The 21296-nt window shown below is 35.4% G+C and carries 23 protein-coding genes; 8 read left to right on the top strand and 15 right to left on the bottom strand.

Annotated elements, in window-relative coordinates; all coding sequences use genetic code 11:
* The first annotated feature begins 106 nt into the window (after positions 1–106).
* The gene (locus ACQ7EO_RS09935) at positions 107–442 is read left to right on the top strand and encodes a hypothetical protein (RefSeq protein ID WP_004821903.1); all 336 of its coding nucleotides are present in this window, start codon (positions 107–109) and stop codon (positions 440–442) included.
* A gap of 152 nt (positions 443–594) precedes the next feature.
* Here the strand turns inward: ACQ7EO_RS09935 and ACQ7EO_RS09930 are convergent, their stop codons facing one another.
* Positions 595–741, bottom strand: a complete 147-nt coding sequence (locus ACQ7EO_RS09930) for a hypothetical protein (protein WP_270382480.1) — start codon at positions 739–741, stop codon at positions 595–597.
* Between the two features lie 87 nt (positions 742–828).
* Here ACQ7EO_RS09930 and ACQ7EO_RS09925 point away from each other — a divergent pair, with 87 nt between their 5' ends.
* Complete coding sequence (locus ACQ7EO_RS09925) at positions 829–1530, top strand: SIR2 family NAD-dependent protein deacylase (protein WP_434279486.1); 702 nt, start codon at positions 829–831, stop codon at positions 1528–1530.
* A gap of 54 nt (positions 1531–1584) precedes the next feature.
* On the opposite strand, the gene ACQ7EO_RS09920 is transcribed toward ACQ7EO_RS09925, so the two are convergent.
* Together ACQ7EO_RS09920 and aspA are read right to left on the bottom strand one after the other, a co-directional pair.
* Positions 1585–2586, bottom strand: a complete 1002-nt coding sequence (locus ACQ7EO_RS09920; protein WP_434279485.1) for a hypothetical protein — start codon at positions 2584–2586, stop codon at positions 1585–1587.
* Positions 2587–2730: 144 nt separating this feature from the next.
* On the bottom strand, positions 2731–4182 hold the full coding sequence (aspA, locus tag ACQ7EO_RS09915) for an aspartate ammonia-lyase (RefSeq protein ID WP_419311766.1): 1452 nt from the start codon (positions 4180–4182) through the stop codon (positions 2731–2733).
* Between the two features lie 374 nt (positions 4183–4556).
* Here aspA and putP point away from each other — a divergent pair, with 374 nt between their 5' ends.
* Positions 4557–6062: a sodium/proline symporter PutP gene (gene putP / locus ACQ7EO_RS09910; protein ID WP_034617251.1), complete on the top strand. Its 1506-nt coding sequence runs from the start codon at positions 4557–4559 to the stop codon at positions 6060–6062.
* 52 nt (positions 6063–6114) lie between these two features.
* On the opposite strand, the gene ACQ7EO_RS09905 is transcribed toward putP, so the two are convergent.
* Positions 6115–6612, bottom strand: a complete 498-nt coding sequence (locus ACQ7EO_RS09905) for an Lrp/AsnC ligand binding domain-containing protein (protein WP_004821915.1) — start codon at positions 6610–6612, stop codon at positions 6115–6117.
* A gap of 120 nt (positions 6613–6732) precedes the next feature.
* Here ACQ7EO_RS09905 and putA point away from each other — a divergent pair, with 120 nt between their 5' ends.
* The gene (gene putA / locus ACQ7EO_RS09900) at positions 6733–10488 is read left to right on the top strand and encodes a trifunctional transcriptional regulator/proline dehydrogenase/L-glutamate gamma-semialdehyde dehydrogenase (protein ID WP_434279484.1); all 3756 of its coding nucleotides are present in this window, start codon (positions 6733–6735) and stop codon (positions 10486–10488) included.
* 140 nt (positions 10489–10628) lie between these two features.
* Here putA and ACQ7EO_RS09895 read toward each other — a convergent pair whose 3' ends face one another.
* The 5 genes from ACQ7EO_RS09895 to ACQ7EO_RS09875 all read right to left on the bottom strand — a co-directional run bounded on the left by ACQ7EO_RS09895 (position 10629) and on the right by ACQ7EO_RS09875 (position 14117).
* Complete coding sequence (locus tag ACQ7EO_RS09895; protein WP_004821919.1) at positions 10629–11195, bottom strand: TetR/AcrR family transcriptional regulator; 567 nt, start codon at positions 11193–11195, stop codon at positions 10629–10631.
* A gap of 29 nt (positions 11196–11224) precedes the next feature.
* Positions 11225–11569, bottom strand: coding sequence for a DMT family transporter (locus ACQ7EO_RS09890; RefSeq protein ID WP_004821920.1), 345 nt, complete (start codon positions 11567–11569; stop codon positions 11225–11227).
* A 902-nt stretch (positions 11570–12471) separates the two neighbouring features.
* On the bottom strand, positions 12472–12696 hold the full coding sequence (locus tag ACQ7EO_RS09885; RefSeq protein WP_004719860.1) for a hypothetical protein: 225 nt from the start codon (positions 12694–12696) through the stop codon (positions 12472–12474).
* A 77-nt stretch (positions 12697–12773) separates the two neighbouring features.
* Entirely contained in the window at positions 12774–13769 is a 996-nt protein-coding gene (locus tag ACQ7EO_RS09880) for an alpha/beta hydrolase (protein ID WP_434279483.1), read from the bottom strand.
* A 132-nt stretch (positions 13770–13901) separates the two neighbouring features.
* A complete protein-coding gene (locus tag ACQ7EO_RS09875; protein WP_004821927.1) occupies positions 13902–14117 on the bottom strand; it encodes a hypothetical protein in 216 nt (71 codons plus the stop codon).
* A gap of 339 nt (positions 14118–14456) precedes the next feature.
* Between ACQ7EO_RS09875 and ACQ7EO_RS09870 the strand changes: the two genes are divergently transcribed.
* Positions 14457–14738 (top strand): hypothetical protein, encoded by a 282-nt coding sequence (locus ACQ7EO_RS09870; RefSeq protein WP_004821930.1) that lies wholly within the window; start codon positions 14457–14459, stop codon positions 14736–14738.
* Between the two features lie 269 nt (positions 14739–15007).
* Here ACQ7EO_RS09870 and ACQ7EO_RS09865 read toward each other — a convergent pair whose 3' ends face one another.
* The 4 genes from ACQ7EO_RS09865 to ACQ7EO_RS09850 form a co-directional block, all read right to left on the bottom strand.
* Positions 15008–16234 carry an acetamidase/formamidase family protein gene (locus ACQ7EO_RS09865; RefSeq protein WP_096734281.1) on the bottom strand — a complete coding sequence of 409 codons (1227 nt, stop codon included), beginning with the start codon at positions 16232–16234 and terminating at the stop codon, positions 15008–15010.
* A gap of 415 nt (positions 16235–16649) precedes the next feature.
* A complete protein-coding gene (locus tag ACQ7EO_RS09860) occupies positions 16650–17030 on the bottom strand; it encodes an MliC family protein (RefSeq protein WP_004719841.1) in 381 nt (126 codons plus the stop codon).
* 436 nt (positions 17031–17466) lie between these two features.
* Positions 17467–17844, bottom strand: coding sequence for a hypothetical protein (locus tag ACQ7EO_RS09855; protein WP_434279482.1), 378 nt, complete (start codon positions 17842–17844; stop codon positions 17467–17469).
* A gap of 108 nt (positions 17845–17952) precedes the next feature.
* Entirely contained in the window at positions 17953–18078 is a 126-nt protein-coding gene (locus ACQ7EO_RS09850; RefSeq protein ID WP_004821939.1) for a hypothetical protein, read from the bottom strand.
* A 210-nt stretch (positions 18079–18288) separates the two neighbouring features.
* Here ACQ7EO_RS09850 and ACQ7EO_RS09845 point away from each other — a divergent pair, with 210 nt between their 5' ends.
* Positions 18289–18753 carry a DoxX family protein gene (locus ACQ7EO_RS09845; protein WP_434279481.1) on the top strand — a complete coding sequence of 155 codons (465 nt, stop codon included), beginning with the start codon at positions 18289–18291 and terminating at the stop codon, positions 18751–18753.
* Between the two features lie 93 nt (positions 18754–18846).
* Here ACQ7EO_RS09845 and ACQ7EO_RS09840 read toward each other — a convergent pair whose 3' ends face one another.
* Together ACQ7EO_RS09840 and ACQ7EO_RS09835 are read right to left on the bottom strand one after the other, a co-directional pair.
* Positions 18847–19248: a hypothetical protein gene (locus ACQ7EO_RS09840; protein ID WP_434279480.1), complete on the bottom strand. Its 402-nt coding sequence runs from the start codon at positions 19246–19248 to the stop codon at positions 18847–18849.
* Between the two features lie 80 nt (positions 19249–19328).
* Entirely contained in the window at positions 19329–19655 is a 327-nt protein-coding gene (locus ACQ7EO_RS09835) for a hypothetical protein (RefSeq protein WP_434279479.1), read from the bottom strand.
* 88 nt (positions 19656–19743) lie between these two features.
* Here ACQ7EO_RS09835 and xseA point away from each other — a divergent pair, with 88 nt between their 5' ends.
* Positions 19744–21006, top strand: a complete 1263-nt coding sequence (gene xseA / locus ACQ7EO_RS09830; protein WP_434279478.1) for an exodeoxyribonuclease VII large subunit — start codon at positions 19744–19746, stop codon at positions 21004–21006.
* On the top strand, positions 20999–21193 hold the full coding sequence (gene xseB / locus ACQ7EO_RS09825) for an exodeoxyribonuclease VII small subunit (RefSeq protein ID WP_034615548.1): 195 nt from the start codon (positions 20999–21001) through the stop codon (positions 21191–21193). The genes xseA and xseB overlap by 8 nt, the downstream gene beginning before the upstream one ends.
* The last annotated feature ends 103 nt before the right edge of the window (positions 21194–21296 follow it).

Genomic DNA, 21296 nt, shown 5'->3' with positions numbered 1-21296 from the left:
CAGTATTTTAAGGTCTGTTTTTACAGACCTTTTCTTTTAATACATGCTATTTATTGTAAAATAACCGCGTATATACAATAAAGTCTTATTAAATCTTGAGGAAAAGATGAAAAAAATATTGCTTATTCTTACCTGTATTTCAATCAGTCATTTTGCCAATGCCAAAACACAAAACTATATATTGGCCAATGGTGGTGGTGTTGATGACAACGGCTTGCTGTTAAAAAATACCCAAGGCAAAACCATTTATGCATACTGCAATCAAAAGTGCGGGCCATGGTTTGACCATGATGAAGAAACAGGCGGGCAAATTTTAAAAAAGCAATATATTGAAAAAAAAGTCCAAGCAGATATTCAATTTGAAAAAAATGCAGATCGAGTTGCTGGTCCTAGTGCAGATGAGTCTTTTTACTTCATTAAACAAATCAAATTTATTGAATAATTTAAAAATAAATCATGACATTAGAATCCACTCTCCCTTCTAAATGTCATGCTTTTTATATTCTTATTTTGACACTATAAATTTAGATATTTCAGATTTTTAGACTTTATGTATTAATGATAAATCAGTAAAACTGACTAAATTAAAACATCTTAACGTCTAGGTATGTCTGAAGCAGCAATATTGGCAATTGTTTGGTTATACTTTTTGATACTGCGCTTGGTATTTCCCATGATCTCATATAAAACCTCTTTGACAAGGTCATGCTCTGGATCTTTAGATAAGCCGCCTGACACCATTTAACTGCTTCAGGATAGTCATAATAATGAGAAAACACGTTTCACTCAATTTATGTTAGGATTTTAAAAATTTTAATTGTTTATCCTATGAAAAAAATTGTAGTTTTCTCAGGTGCAGGAATGAGTGCAGAAAGTGGAATCAGCACGTTCCGAGATAGTAATGGCTTATGGGAGAATTATGATATTCAAGAGGTGGCTACACCTGAAGCTTGGCAGCGTAACCCTGCCTTGGTGCAACGTTTTTACAATGAACGACGTCAACATATTCTCAAAGCCCACCCCAATCAAGCACACGATACCATTGCTCAACTCGAACAATATTTTGATGTCATTGTAATTACTCAAAATATTGATGATCTACATGAACGTGCTGGAAGCCAACAGGTTATTCATTTACATGGCAATATCCGCCTTGCTAAAAGTTCTAAACCTAATGCGCAGTATACAAATGAGTTTTATCCTATAGTTGGTTGGCAATTGGACCTAGAACAACATAAATGTCCTGAAGGGTTTCCACTTCGACCTCATGTGGTTTGGTTTGGTGAAGCTGTTCCTGCGTATGAAGAAGCAGTAGAGATGATCCGTGATGCTGATATTTTTATTGTTATTGGCTCTACATTGACCGTCTACCCTGTGGCAGGTTTGATTCACGAGATTCCAGAACACTGTGATGCCTATTATATTGACCCGCAAGCCAGTTATGAGCGTGTTCCCCAGCAATACCAATGTTTAAAAATGAGTGCGACTGAAGGAATGCAACAGCTTTTTGAAAAACTGACAACACATTAAAAAACCAGTGCAATTGCACTGGCTTTAAAAATTACAGCATAGCGCTAAGTAAAATCATGCATTGTCATCTGTGGAATTCATCTGATCTTTTTTTACATCTTTAGAAGGTTTAGTCGAAGATGAATCATTGAATAATTTATTCATTAAAGGCTTAACCACTCGATAAATAATCAAGCCAAGAAATACCAATAAATAAAGTGGCCAAATGGAGACTAAAACAACCAACAAATCCAAAATAAATTGCCAGCCATATTGAATACCTTCCCAAGCACGTTTCCAAAAACTATCACCGTTTAAGCGTGCCACAGCAGCAACATCAACATCCAGACTTTCTCTCACCATTGCAGGTTGCTTAATGGCAATACTAATCGTGCTAAAACGCACCCGATCTTGAACTTCAAGTTGGGTTAAACGGGAAATTTCATTCAGCTGTGATTGTTTGGTATCACTTGGAACGCTTTGAGTTTGTCCAATTTTTTCTTCTAAAAGCTTTAACTCAAAACGCTTAGCAGAATATTGTTGTTGATTTAAAAAATACATCAAAGGCAATAACTGATTGACATATAACGCGGCTTTATCACTCGGTACTCTGACAATGATCTCTGCATGCGGATCAACTTTTTCAAAAACTCGTATTTTACCATCCGCAATTTTTTGTGTTTTTACATCGAGTACATCAAAACTGATATTTTTCTGCTCTATAAAGCCGCCCGCTTGAAAAGTGAGCTTATCAATTTCTAAAGCAGTTTTCACCACATCTTTGGCTGTGAAATTAACCTGAGCTTCACGCACCATACGACGTGCTTTTTCTGCTTGACTGACATCGGTACTTAAAATAGTTTCAGGTTTTTGTTCAGTCACAGGTGTGGTATCAACAGAATTTTCAGCAGCTTGCTCAGTACTTTTTTCTGCGGCATCAGCCGCTTGTGCAGCATCCTGAGCAACGACTTGTGCATCTTGAGCAGACGCCGAACTTTCAGCAGCTTGTTCCGACTTTTTCGCACATCCAGAAAGAAGTACTAAGCTTAAGGCAAGAATTAAATGTTTATTATTCATAGATTATTGACTTTTGTTGGTGATTTTAAATTTTGTTGAATTATAAAGAAACTTTACTTTTTTTACCATGCATAAAAATACAGCATCTAAATGCTGTATTTATCAAAGTTTTTATATATAGATCAACAGGCGCAGTTTAAACACTTAGCCCGCTTTACCAATTTCTTCATAGGGTTGTACTGCAATTTCTGAAATCATATTTTCAAAAGAGAAAATTTCATCTAGACGTTCTTGGCTCAATAAACCCTGCTCAAGTACAACTTCTTGAATGGTTTTATTTTCAGCAATACATTGCTTCCCAATTTCATCACACTTTGCATGACCTAGAATTGGATCAAGTAAAGTAATAATTCCCACACTACGCATCACTGCATCAAAACAGGTTTTTTCATTGGCAACCACACCTTGAATACACTTCTCATCCAAGGTTTGAATCGCATTGATTAGTAATTCAATTGACTCATTCATGGTAAGCGCAATCACAGGCTCCATCACATTTAACTGTAATTGGCCTGCTTCTGCTGCAAAAGTAATGGTTAAATCATTACCAATCACTTTAAATGCAATTTGATTGACAACTTCAGGAATCACAGGATTGACTTTTGCTGGCATGATCGATGAACCAGCTTGTAATTCAGGTAAGCGAATTTCCCATAAACCTGTTCTTGGGCCAGAACTTAATAGACGTAAGTCATTACAGATTTTAGAGAGTTTTACAGCCAAACGTTTTAAGGTGCTTGAAAGGATAATAAATACACCGCAGTCACTGGTCGCTTCAACATAATCTTCTGCACCAATTAAATTTAAACCTGTTAAGGCTTTTAAATTTTCATTGACCTGCGCAGCATAACCATGTGGCGTATTTACCCCTGTACCAATCGCAGTAGCGCCTAAGTTAATTTCTAATAAAAGTTCACGGGTCTTTTTAATTAGACGAACATCTTCTTTGAGTAATGTCGCAAAGGCATGAAACTCTTGTCCTAATGTCATTGGGACAGCATCTTGTAACTGGGTCCGTCCCATTTTTAGCACATACTGAAACTCAGCAGATTTTAATGTCAGTGAACTAATCAAATTATTGATTTTTTCAAATAACAAATCCAGTGAATAGTAAGTTGCTAAACGTAATGCAGTGGGATAGACATCATTGGTCGATTGAGATTTATTGACATGGTCATTTGGATGGATGATGTCATAACGTCCTTTCGCATAACCTAAAGATTCTAATGCGATATTGGCAATGACTTCATTGGTGTTCATATTAATTGATGTCCCCGCACCACCTTGGTAGACATCTGATGGAAATGCATCTTTCCAATTTTGCGGATTTTCAATCAGTTGATCACTTGCTTTTTGAATCGCTACACTAATTTCTTCAGAGATCTTATTAAATTGCAAATTGGTTTGTGCCGAGGCCTTTTTGACCTGAGCCAAAGCGCGGATAAAAAAGCTTTGCTCACCGACGCTATGTTTAGAAATATTAAAATTTTCTAAAGCTCGGATTGTATGAATGCCATAATAACTGTTTATAGGAACTTCTTTACTTCCCAATAAATCTTTTTCTATTCTTGTAACTTCAGGTTGAACCGTTTCCATGTGATCTGCTCATTATATATTTATGCACTATAGTTGTGCAGTTATAATAATATTCCTTCTCATCTGCTTTTGTACTAGCAAAATATGTCATTTCGATAAACAATTTTATGGAATTATCAATTAAACGTTAACAATGTAACTTTGCGTAAAGTATAATCCCGCAGTCACTAAACACTCCCAGTAGAATTTTTTTGGATATAAATTGCTGATTTTTTGCATTTGTATCTAAAGTTACAATCGGATACATAAATCTTGCACAATCACCTTATAAAAATCACAGCGATATTTTTTAGTTGTGTGAAAGAATTCGCTCGTGAAACTTATGCGATAAAAAATAAAACTTGGAGATTTACTCCACAAGGACTGAATTAAATATGGACTCACTCAACCCCACAGTTGTCACGTTTATCTTTTATATCATTGCAATGGTTTGTATAGGCTTATATGCCTATAGAAAAACCACCGATTTCTCAGATTATATTTTGGGAGGTCGAAGCTTAGGGAGTTTTGTCACTGCACTTTCAGCAGGTGCATCGGATATGAGTGGCTGGCTACTCATGGGTCTCCCCGGCGCAATTTACTTGACTGGATTATCTGAATCATGGATCGCAATCGGGCTTATTATTGGTGCTTGGCTCAACTGGTATTTGGTTGCAGGCCGTTTACGTGTCCATACTGAAATACAAAATAATGCATTAACATTACCAGATTATTTCACCAGCCGTTTTGGTGATAAAAAGAAAGTAATCCGTATCATTTCTGCACTGGTCATTTTAATCTTCTTTGGTATTTACTGTGCTTCAGGCATGGTGGCAGGTGCACGTTTATTCGAAAGTATTTTTGCAATGAACTACACCACTGCACTTTGGGTTAGTGCGATTGCAACCATCAGTTATGTATGTATCGGTGGCTTCCTTGCGATCAGTTGGACAGATACATTTCAAGCGGGCTTGATGATTTTTGCATTGCTGTTGGCACCGATTATGACTTTCTTGGCAGTCGGTGATTTACAACATGTCAATCAATTGATTGAAGCCGCACGTCCACATGCAGCAAATATGTTCCAAGGGGTTAGTTTTATTGCCATCATTTCATCAATGGCATGGGGCTTAGGCTATTTTGGACAACCGCATATTCTAGTCCGTTTTATGGCAGCAGATTCAGTGAAAACCATTCCCAACGCTCGTCGTATTGGTATGGCATGGATGATTCTATGTTTAGCGGGCGCTGTTGCTGTCGGTTATGTGGGTATTGCTTATTTCCAAGCACATCCTGACATTCCATCAGCTGCAATTGTGGCAAAAAATCCAGAAACAGTGTTTATGGAATTAACCAAAATCTTATTTAATCCATGGGTTGCTGGTGTTGTTTTAGCCGCTATTTTAGCCGCTGTCATGAGTACCTTAAGCTGTCAGCTTTTGGTATGCTCAAGTACCTTAACTGAAGATTTATATAAATCTTTTCTTCGTAAAAAAGCCTCACAAAATGAGTTGGTTTGGGTCGGTCGTTTAATGGTTTTAGCCATTTCAGTACTCGCGATCATCTTGGCATTTAACCCAGAAAGTAAGGTACTTGGTCTAGTGGCTTATGCATGGGCTGGTTTTGGTGCAGCATTTGGTCCGCTTATTTTATTGTCTGTGTTCTGGAAGCGTATGACTTTAAATGGCGCATTGATCGGTATCATTGTCGGTGCTGTAACAGTAATTGTTTGGAAAAACACCATGGCGCATACGGGCTTATATGAAATCGTGCCGGGCTTTGTGCTTTCTTTCATCAGCATCATTGTGGTCAGCTTAATGGACAAAGCGCCTGAAAAAGAAGTAATTGATCGTTTTGAAAATGCTGAACAAATTTATAACCGTGAAATGAAAAATATGTAAATTCACATGTTTGAATAAACCATTAGCGTTGGGGGCATTCATGCCCCCTTTTCTATTTCTTTACTTTCGCTTTAAAATTTAAATGTAATTGTGAGCTGTCTTTAATCACTTCCATCACTGGATAACTACGTGTTTCCTTTACACCAGGCAATTGCCAGAGTACCTGCCCTGAAATACGACGAAACTCCTCCATATCAGCACATCGAATTTTCACTAAAAAATCAAAACCGCCACTGATCATATGACATGCCATAATTTCTGGATATTGTACGATGGCATCTGAAAAAGCATCTAAAGCATTGGGTGTGGTTTTATCTAAAAGAATCTCAACAAATACCACAAAATTAGCACCTAACATTTTCGGATTTAGTTTTGCTTCATAGCCCAAAATAAATCCTTCCCCGGTCAATTTCTGCACCCGAGCAAGCGCAGCTGTGGGGGATAAATTAACTTTTTCAGCCAACTTAATATTGGAAATTTTTCCATCTTTTTGCAAAATGTCCAAAATCCGAATATCTATACGATCCAAGCTTAAATAAGCACTTTCCATAGAATAATTCTCTAAATATTATTCAAATTATAGTGAGTTATTCACCAAATATTCTGTAATCATAAATTATATAAACCCATCTGCTCAACAAAAATATTTGCTAGTCACAGGACGTTGACAATGAATATGGATTCACCTCAAGTTTTAAATGCAAACTTACTTCCAAGTTTGGATTACATTACCGAATTTAAAGACAAAACTGATTTTGAAGAAGAAATCAATCATGCGTGGCGTCGTGCTGAATCGGAATGTGTTGAAAACTTACTTGAGCACAGTCAAATTTCTGAAGAAATGAATCAGAAAATTTATGACATTGCATTTAACTTAGCGCATAGCTTACGTGACCGTAAAAGTTCGTCAGGCAAAGCAGGTATCGTACAAGGTCTACTGCAAGAGTTTTCATTGTCTTCACAAGAAGGCATCGCATTGATGTGCTTGGCTGAAGCCTTATTGCGTATCCCTGATAGTGCGACCCGAGACTTATTGATTCGCGATAAAATTAATCAAGGAAACTGGAAAGATCATTTAGGCCAAAGTAATCTCATGTTTGTCAATGCTGCTGCATGGGGACTCATGCTGACTGGCAAGCTGATGGAAACGCCTAAACAAACCAGCCTTTCAGGGATTCTCACTTCGCTTTTAGCGCGTACGGGTAAAGGCATCATTCGTAAGGCAGTTGATGCAGCCATGCGTATGATGGGTGAGCAGTTTGTTACTGGTGAAACCATTGAAGAAGCGTTGGACAATGCCAAAATCCTTGAAGATAAAGGTTTCCGTTATTCTTATGACATGCTTGGTGAAGCGGCACTGACTGAACACGATGCAGATCGCTATTTTGAAGACTATACTCAAGCGATTCATGCCATAGGTAAAGCGTCTGAAGGTAAAGATGTTTATACCGGTCCAGGAATTTCAATTAAACTTTCGGCTTTGCATCCACGTTATCAACGTTCTCAAACCGAACGTGTGCATCATGAACTTTACCCTCGTATTTTAAATTTGGCGCTTTTAGCAAAGACCTATGACATTGGTCTTAATATTGATGCAGAAGAAGCAGATCGTTTAGAGCTGTCTTTAGAATTACTTGAGCGTTTATGCTTTGAGCCACAACTGGCAAACTGGAAAGGTATTGGCTTTGTGATCCAAGCCTATCAAAAGCGTTGTTTCTATGTAGTAGATTATATTATTGATCTGGCAAAACGTAGTCAAAAACGTTTAATGATTCGCCTGGTCAAAGGTGCTTACTGGGACAGTGAAATCAAAAAAGCACAAATTGACGGTATGTCTGACTATCCAGTCTTTACCCGTAAAGTGCATACAGATTTGTCTTATATTGCTTGTGCAAAAAAACTATTGGCTGCGCCTGATCAAGTGTATCCGCAATTTGCAACACATAATGCGCAAACGCTTGCCACAATTTATGAGTTAGCAGATCCACAAAAATATTATCTTGGTCAATATGAATTCCAATGCTTACATGGCATGGGTGAACCACTCTATGAACAAGTGGTAGGCAAAGTTTCGGATCAGAAATTAGGAATTCCATGTCGTATTTATGCGCCTGTCGGTAATCACGAAACCTTATTGGCTTATCTGGTTCGACGTTTATTGGAAAATGGTGCAAATACTTCATTTGTTAACCGTATTGCAGATAAAAATATTAAAATTGAAGAGTTGATTGAAAATCCTGTTCAAGAAATTTTACATACCGCAGAAAAAGAGCATGCAGTCGGGCTAAAACACCCTGCGATTCCGCTTCCTCATGATTTATATCAAGGCATACGCCAAAACTCTCAAGGTTTAGACTTAGCCGATGACAGTAAATTAAAAGATTTAAATCAAACTGTTCAGCACTATTTAAAACACCAGTGGAACAGTTATAGCCTTGTCGATCAGCTTGATTTACAAGACTTAGCTGAAATAAATTCGCAAGAAATCCGCAATCCAGCTGATCACACTGATTTGGTTGGTTATGTGATCGAAGCAGAAACAGCGCAAGTTGATTTGGCCTTAAACAACGCTCATCAAGCTTTTGAAAATTGGAAAAACGCATCTCAAGATTTTCGTGCAGAATTATTACTTAAAGCTGCTGCGATTATGGAATCACGTATTCAGGAACTGATGGTTTTACTGTGTCGTGAAAGTGGTAAAACCTACAGCAATGGTATTGCCGAAGTACGTGAAGCCGTTGATTTCCTCAGATATTATGCAGCTCAAATGCAAAGTATGGAAAAAAATGGCGCACTTAGCCCCTTGGGTACAATTTTATGTATCAGCCCTTGGAACTTCCCGCTTGCAATTTTTACTGGACAAATATCGGCAGCACTTGTTGCAGGAAATACCGTAATTGCTAAACCTGCGGAACAAACCCCATTAATTGCAGCACAAGCAATTCAAATCTTATGGGAAGCAGGAGTTCCAAAATCAGTTGTACAATTACTTCCTGGTCGTGGTGAAACAGTCGGTGCAAAACTTAGCCAAGACGAGCGTATTCAAGGCATTATGTTCACAGGTTCCACTGAAGTTGCTAAGATTTTACAAAAAACCGTGGCACAACGTCTGAGTCCAACAGGTCAACCGATTCCGCTGATTGCTGAAACAGGTGGCCAAAATGCGATGATCGTAGATTCTTCTGCGCTGACAGAACAAGTGGTAATTGATGCAGTAAATTCAGCATTTGATAGCGCAGGTCAACGTTGTTCTGCCCTCCGTGTATTGTGCGTTCAAGAAGACAATGCAGCAACCTTAATTAAGATGCTTAAAGGCGCCATGCAACAGCTCAATATTGGGCAACCTATTTTGCTTAAAACAGATATAGGTCCAGTGATTGATGGTGAAGCGCAACAAAATATTGAAAAGCATATCGAAATGATGCGTAGCAAGGGCTATTCAATACATCAACTTGCTTATGGAACACCAACATCTGATCTAAATGCAGGCACATTTATTGTCCCGACGGTGATTGAGCTTCCAAATCTGAATGATTTAAAACGTGAAGTTTTTGGACCTGTATTGCATGTTATTACCTATAAATATGGTGAATTAAAGCAATTGTTAGAACATATCAATGCAAAAGGATATGGCCTAACCATGGGTTTACATACACGTATTGATGAAACTATTCAAACCACCATTGAACATGCGGAAGTGGGTAACTTATATATTAACCGTAATATTGTAGGTGCTGTTGTCGGCGTACAACCTTTTGGTGGTGAAGGCTTGTCAGGAACAGGGCCTAAAGCTGGCGGTCCGATTTATTTATATAAATTGATGCAGCATACAGCCCTACCCAATCGCCCTTTTGGTACTGTAAAAAATATCTCTGAACAGCTCAATCTAAAACCATCTGAAATTCAAACAGAATTTCACACTTGGGCAAAACAGCATTATTCGCAATGGGCTATGCATCAGTATCAATCACCGATTGCTTTATATGAACTTCCGGGTCCAACAGGTGAATTGAATCAATACCATGTTGTATCACGTCATCGGATATTGGCAATCGCAGCGCAAGAACAGGCTTTACTGAATCAGTTTAATGCAATTTTGTCTCTCAATGCACAAGTGTGTATTTTAAGTGATGATGCGATTGCTTTAAAAATGATTCAAAGTATGCCAAAAGCGTTGCAACAAAAATTTTCGATGATCAATGATGTGACTGTTGGAGAGTTTGAGGCAGTTTTACATCAAGGTACTGGTCTAAAAGAATTACAGACTGTGATTGCGCAACGTGAAGGTGCAATTGTTGGCATAACGCATTTAGCGGATGCCAATACAATTATCCCGCTTGCACCATTACTTATTGAGCGTGCGATTAGTATCAATACTGCTGCTGCGGGCGGAAATGCAAGTTTGATGACTTTAGGCAGTGAATAAATCATAAAGCAATGATTTAACCCAGTTTAAAGAAAGTTTTCCATTCCAAGTCAATATCATTTGGCTTGGTTTTTTTTATTTAGGACTTTATTTTAGTTTGCAGCTATTGGTTTTGCTTAAAAATCTGAGCAAATGAATCACTATTCAGGATAAGTCCTTAACAACAATTGCTGTTTAATTTCTTCATAATCATCCTGCATTTTTGGGGAGAGACTTTCTACAAACCATGCCCCATCCGCTGCATAACGTAATATTTTTAATGTGGCAGAATCATCCGTTGCAGCATGTTGAGATAATCGCCGTGTCAGCCATTGATCCCACTTCTCGCTATAAGATTTATCTGTCATCAATGTCATGCTTAAAGCACTCCATACTGTGTTGACTCCAAATGAAGCACTTAAGGTGACATCAATATATGCGCGAGTAAAACAGCCATAAGTAACTGGATCTTTTTCAATTGCTAAACTGACTTGCTGGTCCAATTGTTGGATTAACTCTTCCAACATGGCTTCAATCAAAACTTGTTTATTGGCAAAATGATGAAATACACCACCTTTCGTTACACCTGAACGTGTTGCAATACTTTGAATCGACACGCCATTTACACCGTGTTCAGCAACTAAACTCATCGTGTTGGCTAAAATTAATTTTTTAACACCTTCAGGATCTTTTTTACGTTGATAAGCATTTTCTACAATTTTATCCATACTCAAATCTTACCTGCTTCATGCTTTTATCAATGTCCTGCTGATGTTGAAAATAAATTAATCACCAATACACCTGAAATAATTAATCCAATGCCTGCAATTGCAGCAAAGTCTAAGCTTTGTTTGAAAATGAAGTAACCCACCAAAGCAGTGAGGATAATACCGACACCAGCCCAAATTGCATAAGCAATACCTAATGGAATCGTTTTAATCACTTGAGACAGTAAATAAAAAGAAATCACATAAAAAAATACCACCAGTAAACTTGGGACTAACTTTGTGAAACCTTGGGATTTCACTAAGAATGTTGAACCTGTTACTTCAGCGATGATAGCGACCGCCAATAAACTATAGGCAAAAAGTATAGAATTCATAAATTCATCAAAAGATACCATTTGGTTGGTATGTTATATAAATTCAATTTACAATACAATCTTTAGCGATTTGTAATCTCAGCCATTAAATTTGATGAATAATAAGCAATTGCACTTTGATAAAAATTATTTTTATAAAAAAAGGTGAGTTATCAATATGATACTCACCTTTTTTCTTCAATTTTCTACTTAATCAGGTAGGATGAATAAAATAGAAAAATGAAATTATAAACAACAAGGCAATGACCGCCAAAATTAAATACGTGTTTACCGTGTTGAAACTCTTTATAAAGTTTAAAATTTCCATTATTTTCGTCACAAAATAAACCAGCATTTATTTTAATATATTTTGTCACAATTTGTAAGATCATTAAGTCTGCTTAAATTAAAAAACACTTAAAAAATGAGTCTAAACGTCTACTTTTACAGCACAAATAGATATTCAAATGAGTCATTCCAAATGATAAATATTATCATATAGTTGTTTTTATTCAGTTATTCTGTAGGTTTTGATACCCATATCACAAGAATAAACCTCAAACTCCGCTGATAAAAAATTACCAACATTAATTAAATTATCTTAATAAACTATGTTTTTAATGTTTTAAACATATGATAAAAAATCAAAAAAATGAAACATTTAGATACACCCTTCAAATAAAATGAATAAAAAATGAAGGATTTAGATGGAAGTGTTACAAGTTGTGTTTAACAATGAGGTCACATATCAATGTTTTATATGTATTAAATTTTAAGTGTATAAGGCAAAAAGTGATCACTATAGGATCAACTAAGTGTTTAAAAGATATATTACTTTTTCTCATGCAAAATGATAAAAAAATTTACACTCATTCCTTGAGTTGTAAATTTTAAAAATTGTTATTCTATTTATTAAAAAAACCTTATTTCACCTCAAAATGGTGTTTTTCTGTGACCAATTTAATTTTTATATCTTTGTAGTAACGAACCATTGTGTTATTCGGATCTTTCTTGAGTGCATCTGCAAATTTATCTTCATTCATTAACTTGGCGTAGGTTTTATAGCCAATTTCTAAAGTTGATGCTTTCTTACTTGATTCTTGAAATTCATCTATACGCTTGTTGATTTGCTTTACACTGATTTCCATCTTTCATTTCTCGCTACAATTTTATTTTTTATAACATGCTTTTATGACAATTCAGTTTAAATCATTATTTTTTGAGTTTATTTTGAATCAACATTTTTCTTCAAAAACAAAATAGTTTGATCAAACGTTTGCTGACTCGCCTTTTTGCCCAAGAAAAATTGATATTCATGGACCAACCATTCTTTTGATTCAGGGTAGAAAACAGCTTGAACAGGGATTTGCTTTTCTTGCAAAGCTTTTACAAAAGGAATGGACTGCGTATCTGTGAGAAAATCTTTATTCCCCCCACTGATAAATACAGGCGGATAATCCTTGGTAAGATGTTGTATAGGTGATAAACGTTTTAAATATTCAGGATTGTCTTTTTGATTACCTGTATAAGCTTGAACAAGGTTATTTACCCCCCATTCAATCAGTTTGATTTCATCTGGTGCTGTATTGATAAAGGCATTCATATCATAAATTCCGCAATGCAGAATTAAACCCTTAAGTTGTGAAGCTTGAATTGAGGCTGTAAATCCAGATTCTATGGCAAAATTTGGGTTAGTGAGAAGCGCTGCATAATGACTGGCCAAATTGGCCCCAGCCGAATCCCCTGCTAAAAATAATTGATCAGCATCTATATGGTATTGTTTTGCATTTTGCTGGATAAATCGCAGTGCATTATTGATTTGATACAACTGCGTTGGATAAATTGCTTGCGGTGCAAATTGGTATTGCACAGAAACAACATTATAACCTTGTGCTGCAAGCAGTTTAAAATATCCTCTTGCATTATCTTTAGCACCTGAAATCCAACCACCACCATGAATCCAGATCACTGTTGGGCGTTTTTCAAATTGTTGAATATCTATTGGCTGATAGAGATCTAAACTGAGTTTTGGTTGTTCTTGGTAAGTTATATTATGGGTAACAATGACATTCTCTGGCGCATGTTTATCCATCAGATAGCGTTGAAAATGTGTTGAAGTATCAAATGCCTTAGCAATGATTTTGTTATTTTTTTGCACATTTTGGCAGGCAGGCAGTGTGAATAGTGAAAGTGTACAAATAAGAATTTTTAGTTTATGCATTTTGACCTCAAAAATGTTCAATCATTGTGATTTTCACATTATTGATACATTCAATTGTGAGCCTAATATAGCTTAAAAAATGAATTCCTTTTCTTTTAATTTCAATGCAAAAATAACTAAAAAAATTTTAATTTATATTTGCGCGATTTGTTGATGTAGCGTTTGCAAAAATAAATCTGCTTCAGCTTTGGTCTGGCACTTTTTATGATATAGGCCATTGGCATTTTGATTGTGCGGTGTATATTCTATACTTATAGAAAAATTTTGCGTAATCATATTTTTAGAAACATGTATCGCGATAATATGCAGTGAATTTAGGTAAAAACCATCTTCTATTTTAACCAGCATTTTAAGCCTCAAACTTTATAACACAGAGAGAGTAAGACAAAAAAGCCCATCTTTTGATGAGCTTATTGTTTAAATATTTTAAACTTAATCATACTTCAATTTAGCCAGTATTTAAAATTTTTGATTATTTATTGTGTAACAAAAGGAATATCCACTAAGAATTTTCTTGAACAATACAATAATAAAAAACTAACGCATCATCAAAATTCAGCTTTAGATTGTCTGACATTTTTTTAATTGATCAAATTGCTTTGGTGTTAGATTGAATAAATCGTGATACTTATCACATTTCATAATAAAAGTTATTTTATCGAAATCTCTTTTATGGAGGTTGTTAATATGAATTATTTGATTATTCTAAACTCATCACAAGCACATCATTATGATGAAGTCCATAAGCTTATCTGTGACTACGATGCTTCGATTCGGGTGAACCCTTCCACTTGGCTGATCAATACCAACTATGAAGCCAACATCATTCGCCAACATTTAGCGAGTATTATCAGTATTCATGACTCTTTGTTAGTCTTTAAGATTGATGGTGAACATTCATTTACCAATGATTTGGATTTAAATGACTGGATGGAGGATATAAACAGTAAAAGTATGATTCGTGTCTAAAGCTCATTCCGCTAAATTACTATAACTAAGGCTTAAATAAACATGATTCTTCATGTTTTAAAGGTTTTAGCATTGATGTCGGATATCGAAAGCTATGATAACAAACGACTCAGTGTAGTTCAAAAGCATAAATAAATTGCAGGAAAACAATCAGCACTAATAAAGACCAAAAGATTATAGCTTTATATCATTTCAAAGATAATGATGAATCCTTGAAAGCAGATTATACGACCTTACTTTCAAGGATATTTAATTAAGCAGCTCTAGTTTTACTTAGCGTCTTCAACAAACTCTTTAAAGTCAGCTTTACGTATTTTTGCATGGATCCCCTTGGTCTTATCGACCACTTGCGATACTTCAAAATCGGTAGCAGCGCTTAGATAAGCATAAGCAATCGCTTCATCAATACCATATTCTTGATTTAAAAAACGAATCGCTTCACGTGTAGATTTTTTCATTGCTTCGTCTAAATCTTCATCTAATCCTGGTGTAATCCAAAATTCAGCATTCTCTGCTAATGGCTGTACGATTTCTTTACCCGGAATCTTATCTTTGCCTGTTTTTAATAAAGTGAACTTGAGTGTTGCTCTTGCTGAAGCTTCTAATGCAGTTAATGCAACTTCGCCATCACCTTGGGCAAAATGACTATCACCTGTATAAAACAATGCACCCGGCACTTGTACTGGGTAATATGCAGTTGATCCAGCACCTAACTCATTTATATCAATATTACCGCCATACATCGCTGGTGGTACTGAATGAACTGGCTGTGATGTATTCGGTGCGACCCCCATAATGCCCATAAACGGACTTAGTGGGAAACGAATCGATTTACCTGATTGTGTTTTTAGTACCCCCTCGTATTCACCCTTGGCATTTTTTTCTATTGGGGTAAAGACTGAAACGTTTCCATAGCGCTCAGGATGTTCAGCCGAAGCATTTTCTTGCTGAGGTCTTTTAGGAAATTCGCCCACTAAAGCACCTTTACCATGACGATTTGAAATGACGCCATAGGGCACACGAGGCTCTACTTTAATGACTTCTACTTTTAAAATATCACCTGCTTGTGCACCTTGAATCTCAATTGGGCCAGTCACAATATGAGGTCCATCTTTATGAAAATCATGTTTTAGAGAAGATTTTGTAATATTTTTTGCTTCATCTAAAATGTATTCATCTTTCACCCCTTTTGATTTAAAGAATTTTTCCGCATCCCGCCCTTGATCTTCAAGTAAGCCTTCATGTGAAACTGTATCAAAAGTCACCACACTCCCCGACGGAACAGAAATCACAGGCTTGGCATCTTTATTCGGTAAGTAACCCCAAGTAATCGTGTTTAAAGTCGAAGGTACATAATAATTGCCTTTGTATTCACCGTCTTTTAATTGAACCGGCTTATTGGATAATTGCTTAAGAACATTAAAACTTTCAGCATGAACGACTGAAGTACTGATAGCACTGAAAATAAACAGTGAAAGAACCGTGTGCTTAAACATAAAAATACCTTTAATAATTGAAAAATAAAAATATTGCAAAGGTGTTTTCAGCAAATTTCATGCCACGGTAAAATTACTTTAATCTGTTCATTTCAATAGCTATTGCGCCAATTGTTTACAATTAGTCGGTCTATTCAAGTGCATAAATAATGAAATGCCCATAAATATCTTATTTTTGAGTGGGTTTTAAAGTGTTTAATTTTAATGCGTACAGTTTTCTCTCAACCTATTCGGCTTCTTTCATAAGTCCTTTTTAGAATGATATGCCAACATAAATACCCCCTCATCCTCGCTTTCGCTCAAAGGGAGCAAGAACTTTCAAAATCAATATGATTCACTCAATACGATCATTTTTTGATTGATGAACTACGAATAAAAAACCCCACCAAATGGTGGGGCTATTTACGTCACAATTCTATTTAACTTCTTTCACTGTAAAAGATTTATCTTTAGCAAGTTCAATGGTTCCTTCATCGCCTTTAGAATGAATTGAAACACCATTGTCACCTTCTAAACGCATACCGCTTCCAGCAGGTACTTCTTTCAATGAATAGTTATTTCCATCGCTATCCGTTAATGTCGCTGTAACAAAATTATCACTGGTCTTAAGTGTAAATTGTTTCTTATCAGCGGTTTCATATTTTACCGTTTTTTCAGCTGACTCATTTGTATCAACAGCAACGGCACTACTACTTACCTCATTATCAGGAGATGTCGCTTTATCTTTGTCTTTTGCACTACACCCAGCAACAAAAACAACAGCTAAAAAAGATGAAATTAATAATAATTTTTTCATGTTTAATCTCGAATAAATATGGAAGTTAAGTTCTAACATAGCGCTTTAGAGCAATCCAACCACTTATTGCGAATAACTACTTGTTGCCTACACAAATTATAACAATCACTTAGAACCTTATACATTTTAAGCTTGAATTTTGTTTTAATTTAAATATTTAGTTTAATTCTTTGATCAATGGATAAGATGTATTAAGCCCAGATAAGTGCTGTCATTGCCGATTAGGACGAGACGGTTGTATATCATTAAAGAAAATTACTCGGCTATCTTAGCTTATGCCTACAGTATGATTTCTTATAGAGAAAGCCCAAAAATTACTTGAATTAGATATAAAAAATCCAAATAAAACTTTGCTTTAAAATTAATAACTCCCCCACTTTTCTATAGAGTAAAACCTCCATTAAGAGGCTAATTTATTCATTATTTTATTAAAATATTAATTCAGCAATAATTTCGGAGCACTTCGTTTCATATAAAGGTAAACCCCAAATTGTAATACAGCAAAATATCCCAAATTTCTCAAAATAACTTCAGTAATGCTTGAACCACCAAAAGCTAAATCGGTTACAAAAAGAAAAGCCACTAAAATTAAATGTAAATAAAAGGGTTGTTTGATTTTACTGCCTATTGCAGTAACAGCATTAAGATAACCAACGATCATCAATCCAAGAATCATGATCATTACCACAAGAACAGTTAGCGCTTGCTCATATAAATTACTGCTGTATAGAAAGATAACTTTTACTATTCCAGCCAACGCACATAACCCAATAAATGAGGCTAATAAATTTTTTATAAAGTATTTTAGATTCATAATTGCTCTATAGCTTTATTAAGTCTAAAAATTATACAGCATTGTTTTAAAAAAAATCTAGGAATCTTATGCTATATCAATGAGCCCACTGTATCAGTGGGCGTTGGATTAACTGTCCTTATCGACTGAATGTGGTGTTGTTGTTTGATCTTGCTTTTGTGTATCTGTATCTCTTTTTTGACACGCTGTTAAGCCGATCAACATAGCTAAACTTAAAATTGAAAATATTTTCATAGTTCGCTCAGTTTTGCTTAAAAATACACCATATCAAACTATGGACTTCTTGATGTGTATTTTGTGAAACTTGCGTAACATTTCCCACAGCCTTAGCAAAGTTTTAAATCAGTATAGATGACAAATTAGATACACTCACCAACAATGCTTACATTTAAAAAATCTACTCAGATTATTAAGATATTTTTTAATTTTCAGAATCATAGACACATGTTTGGTTTTCTCTTTAAAAATCCATTTAATTCGCCAAAATTTAGTCACTTCGCCTTAATATTAGCCAGAATTTCGATCGGTTTATTTTTCTTAACAACGGGTTATAACAAATTATTTGTAAAGAAAAATCAACAAATCATGTTGGAAACGATTGTTTCGGCAGGTATACCTTTTCCAGAAGTGACAGCTATCATTGTTTCTTTATTTGAATTTGTATTCGGGCTATTGCTAACCCTAGGGTTATTTACTCAGTTAACCAGCCTTATATTGATCTTTATTTGCTTTGTAGCACTTATAACAGTTGGCATTTATACAATCCCTCCGGGTCTTAATTTGATCACTTGGATAAGCTGGTTTTTCTATATCCATGATTTGCTTTATATTTTCATTTTACTTTTTATTTTTACAAACAAGCCAGATTCTTTCACGCTAGATAAACTTTTTTTCAAAAAACACTTTTAGAAAATACCCACTTTTTGGGAAAGTATGTTATTAAAATAATATATCAGTTGATTATGATGTATGAGAATTTCTCTTTAAATGAAATTTTAAAGTTTATTTATCTGAACAAGCATCTTCAATCAACTTACTACCCTGTGGAAATTGAGTCACAGTTCTATAAGTTTCAATAAGATCTGCATTGTAATCATAATATCCTGCATACAAGAAAATTTTTCTAGCTTCGCAGTCGTGATAACCAATCATTTTGATATAATTTTGAAGCTCATATTCTCTACCAAATATTATTCTAGTAACAATCACTTTATATTTAGGTTGATCTAAATCTGTTTCTCGTTCTGCGATTAATTTATCATTTCCAAGATACCGAGTATGATCACGATCAAAATATTCTTTGAATTTCTCTATATTTAATTTTTTATCAAAAATTGGCGTTATTGGATCTGCATAACAAAGCTGTGATATCCATAAAAGAAATAAAAAAAGGATTTTTTTCATAATTTATAATTTTTTGAATGCTCTATAAAATAAATTTAGCTTACATAAAATTAAAGCCCATCCATTGATGAGCCTTTCAGTTATTTGGTTTGTTTCGGGTCAACTTTATAACAATCGGTTCGCATCTTCGGTGAGAGTGTATTGCTGTTAAGCATACTCATCCCATTCTGACTCTGATATCTAAAGCGATCATAATCACTCATTGTTGATGTAATGTTACTGACATCTGCTCCATATCCCATACAATACGCATGATTACTTTCTAAATCATAACTGGTACAAGATACCAAGAAAAAAAAGCTAATAAATATTAATGATTTCACTTGTGTTTTTACTTTAAAGGCTAAAAAATAATTTGGTTTAAGTAGATGTTGATAACGCCCGTCTACATCATAAAAATATGCCATATCCGATGTATAAGATCAATATATCTTCACCGTCTTGAGTCACCATGTTATATACTATTTTAGATAAATTTACTGTAATTACCTTTGTATGTCTGACTTACAGCTTTCCTTAAGTGAATACCTTGCAACAGTTCAAGAAGTTATACGTGTAACTTTTGATGAAGCAATATGGGTAAAAGCTGAAATTAGAAATCTAAGCATCAAGGGCGGCCACTACTACTTAGAACTTGCAGAAAAGGAAGAAGATTCAGATAAAGTCATTGCCAGTTGTAAGGCAACAATCTGGAAATTCTCTGCTGCCAAAATGGTATTAAAGTTTGAACGAGAAAGTGGTGTTGAACTCTCTCGCGATCTCAATGTACTGATTAAAGTGAAAGCTGTATTTAGTCCCCAATACGGTTTTTCAGTCAATATTGAAGCAATAGATTCAAGTTATACCCTTGGTGATATTGCACGGCGTTATCAACAAATTTTAGAAAGACTGACCAGCGAAGGTCTGCTCAATAAAAATAAATTACTGCCTACCCCATTTGATATTCAAAATGTCCTCGTTATTGCTCCTGAAAATGCTGCTGGCTTGGGTGACTTTAAGAAAGATGCAGATGCTCTCAATCAAGCTGGGGTTTGTCATTTTGTCTATCATACAGCAACGTTTCAGGGGAACACTGCAGCGACAAGTATTTCTGAAGCTTTAGCAAATGCATTACGACAATGGGCGAAAGACCTCAGTACACCACCAGATCTTATTGTGATTATTCGTGGTGGAGGTGCAGTCAATGATCTAGCCTATCTCAATGACTACAATCTCGCTGCGCTACTCTGCAAACGCTCTGTTCCAATCTGGGTAGGTATAGGCCATGAAAAAGATAGAACCATTTTAGATGAAGTGGCGAACCGTTCTTTTGATACACCGAGTAAAGTGATTGGAGGTATTCGAAATCTAATCGTAGAGCGCACTCAAGATGTGCTAGATTCTCTACATAAGATTAAACTGTTATCTCAGCATCAAATTACTGCTTATCAAAGCCAGAATGATCAGTACATCAAAGTCATTAAAACGCTTTCTCAAGGGCAGATCAATGAAGCAAATAAAAGCTTAGATTTGATGAAAGGTACTGTTCAGTATTTGGCACAGCAACTGATTAAATTGGCATCCAATCAAGTTGAATCACTCATGCGCGAAACGCTTTTGCAAAATCCACGTCATGTCATGGCTAAAGGTTATGCTATTGTGCGTAGTGATGGTAAAGCCATTCGTTCTATTCAACAAATTTCAACTGATCACATCCAAGTAGAGTTATTGGATGGTACGATCAACGCAAATGTGACACAGGTATTAAGCAATGGCTAAACAAGATTTAACATTTAAAGAAGGTTATGACGTTCTAAAGAAAAATGCAGAATTATTAGAATCTCAAGAAGAACCTGATATTGATAATTTAATGAAGATTGTGGAAGAATCCATGTCTGCATATAAAGCCTGTAAGTCACGTGTAGATGCTGTGCAACAGGCTCTAAATGAGACTTTTAAAGAATAGATAGATAATCTATCTAAATGTTCAATAACTTTATAACTTCTAAACATGCTATTTCTCCTATAACAATAAGAGAAATAGCACTACAAATATAATTAAATCAAGA

The organism is Acinetobacter sp. CE-15 (assembly GCF_051059255.1).
In the GTDB taxonomy this organism is placed as follows: Bacteria; Pseudomonadota; Gammaproteobacteria; order Pseudomonadales; family Moraxellaceae; genus Acinetobacter; species Acinetobacter guillouiae.
Note: the sequence above shows the minus strand (reverse complement) of the source record. Positions and strands in the feature narration are given on the sequence as shown.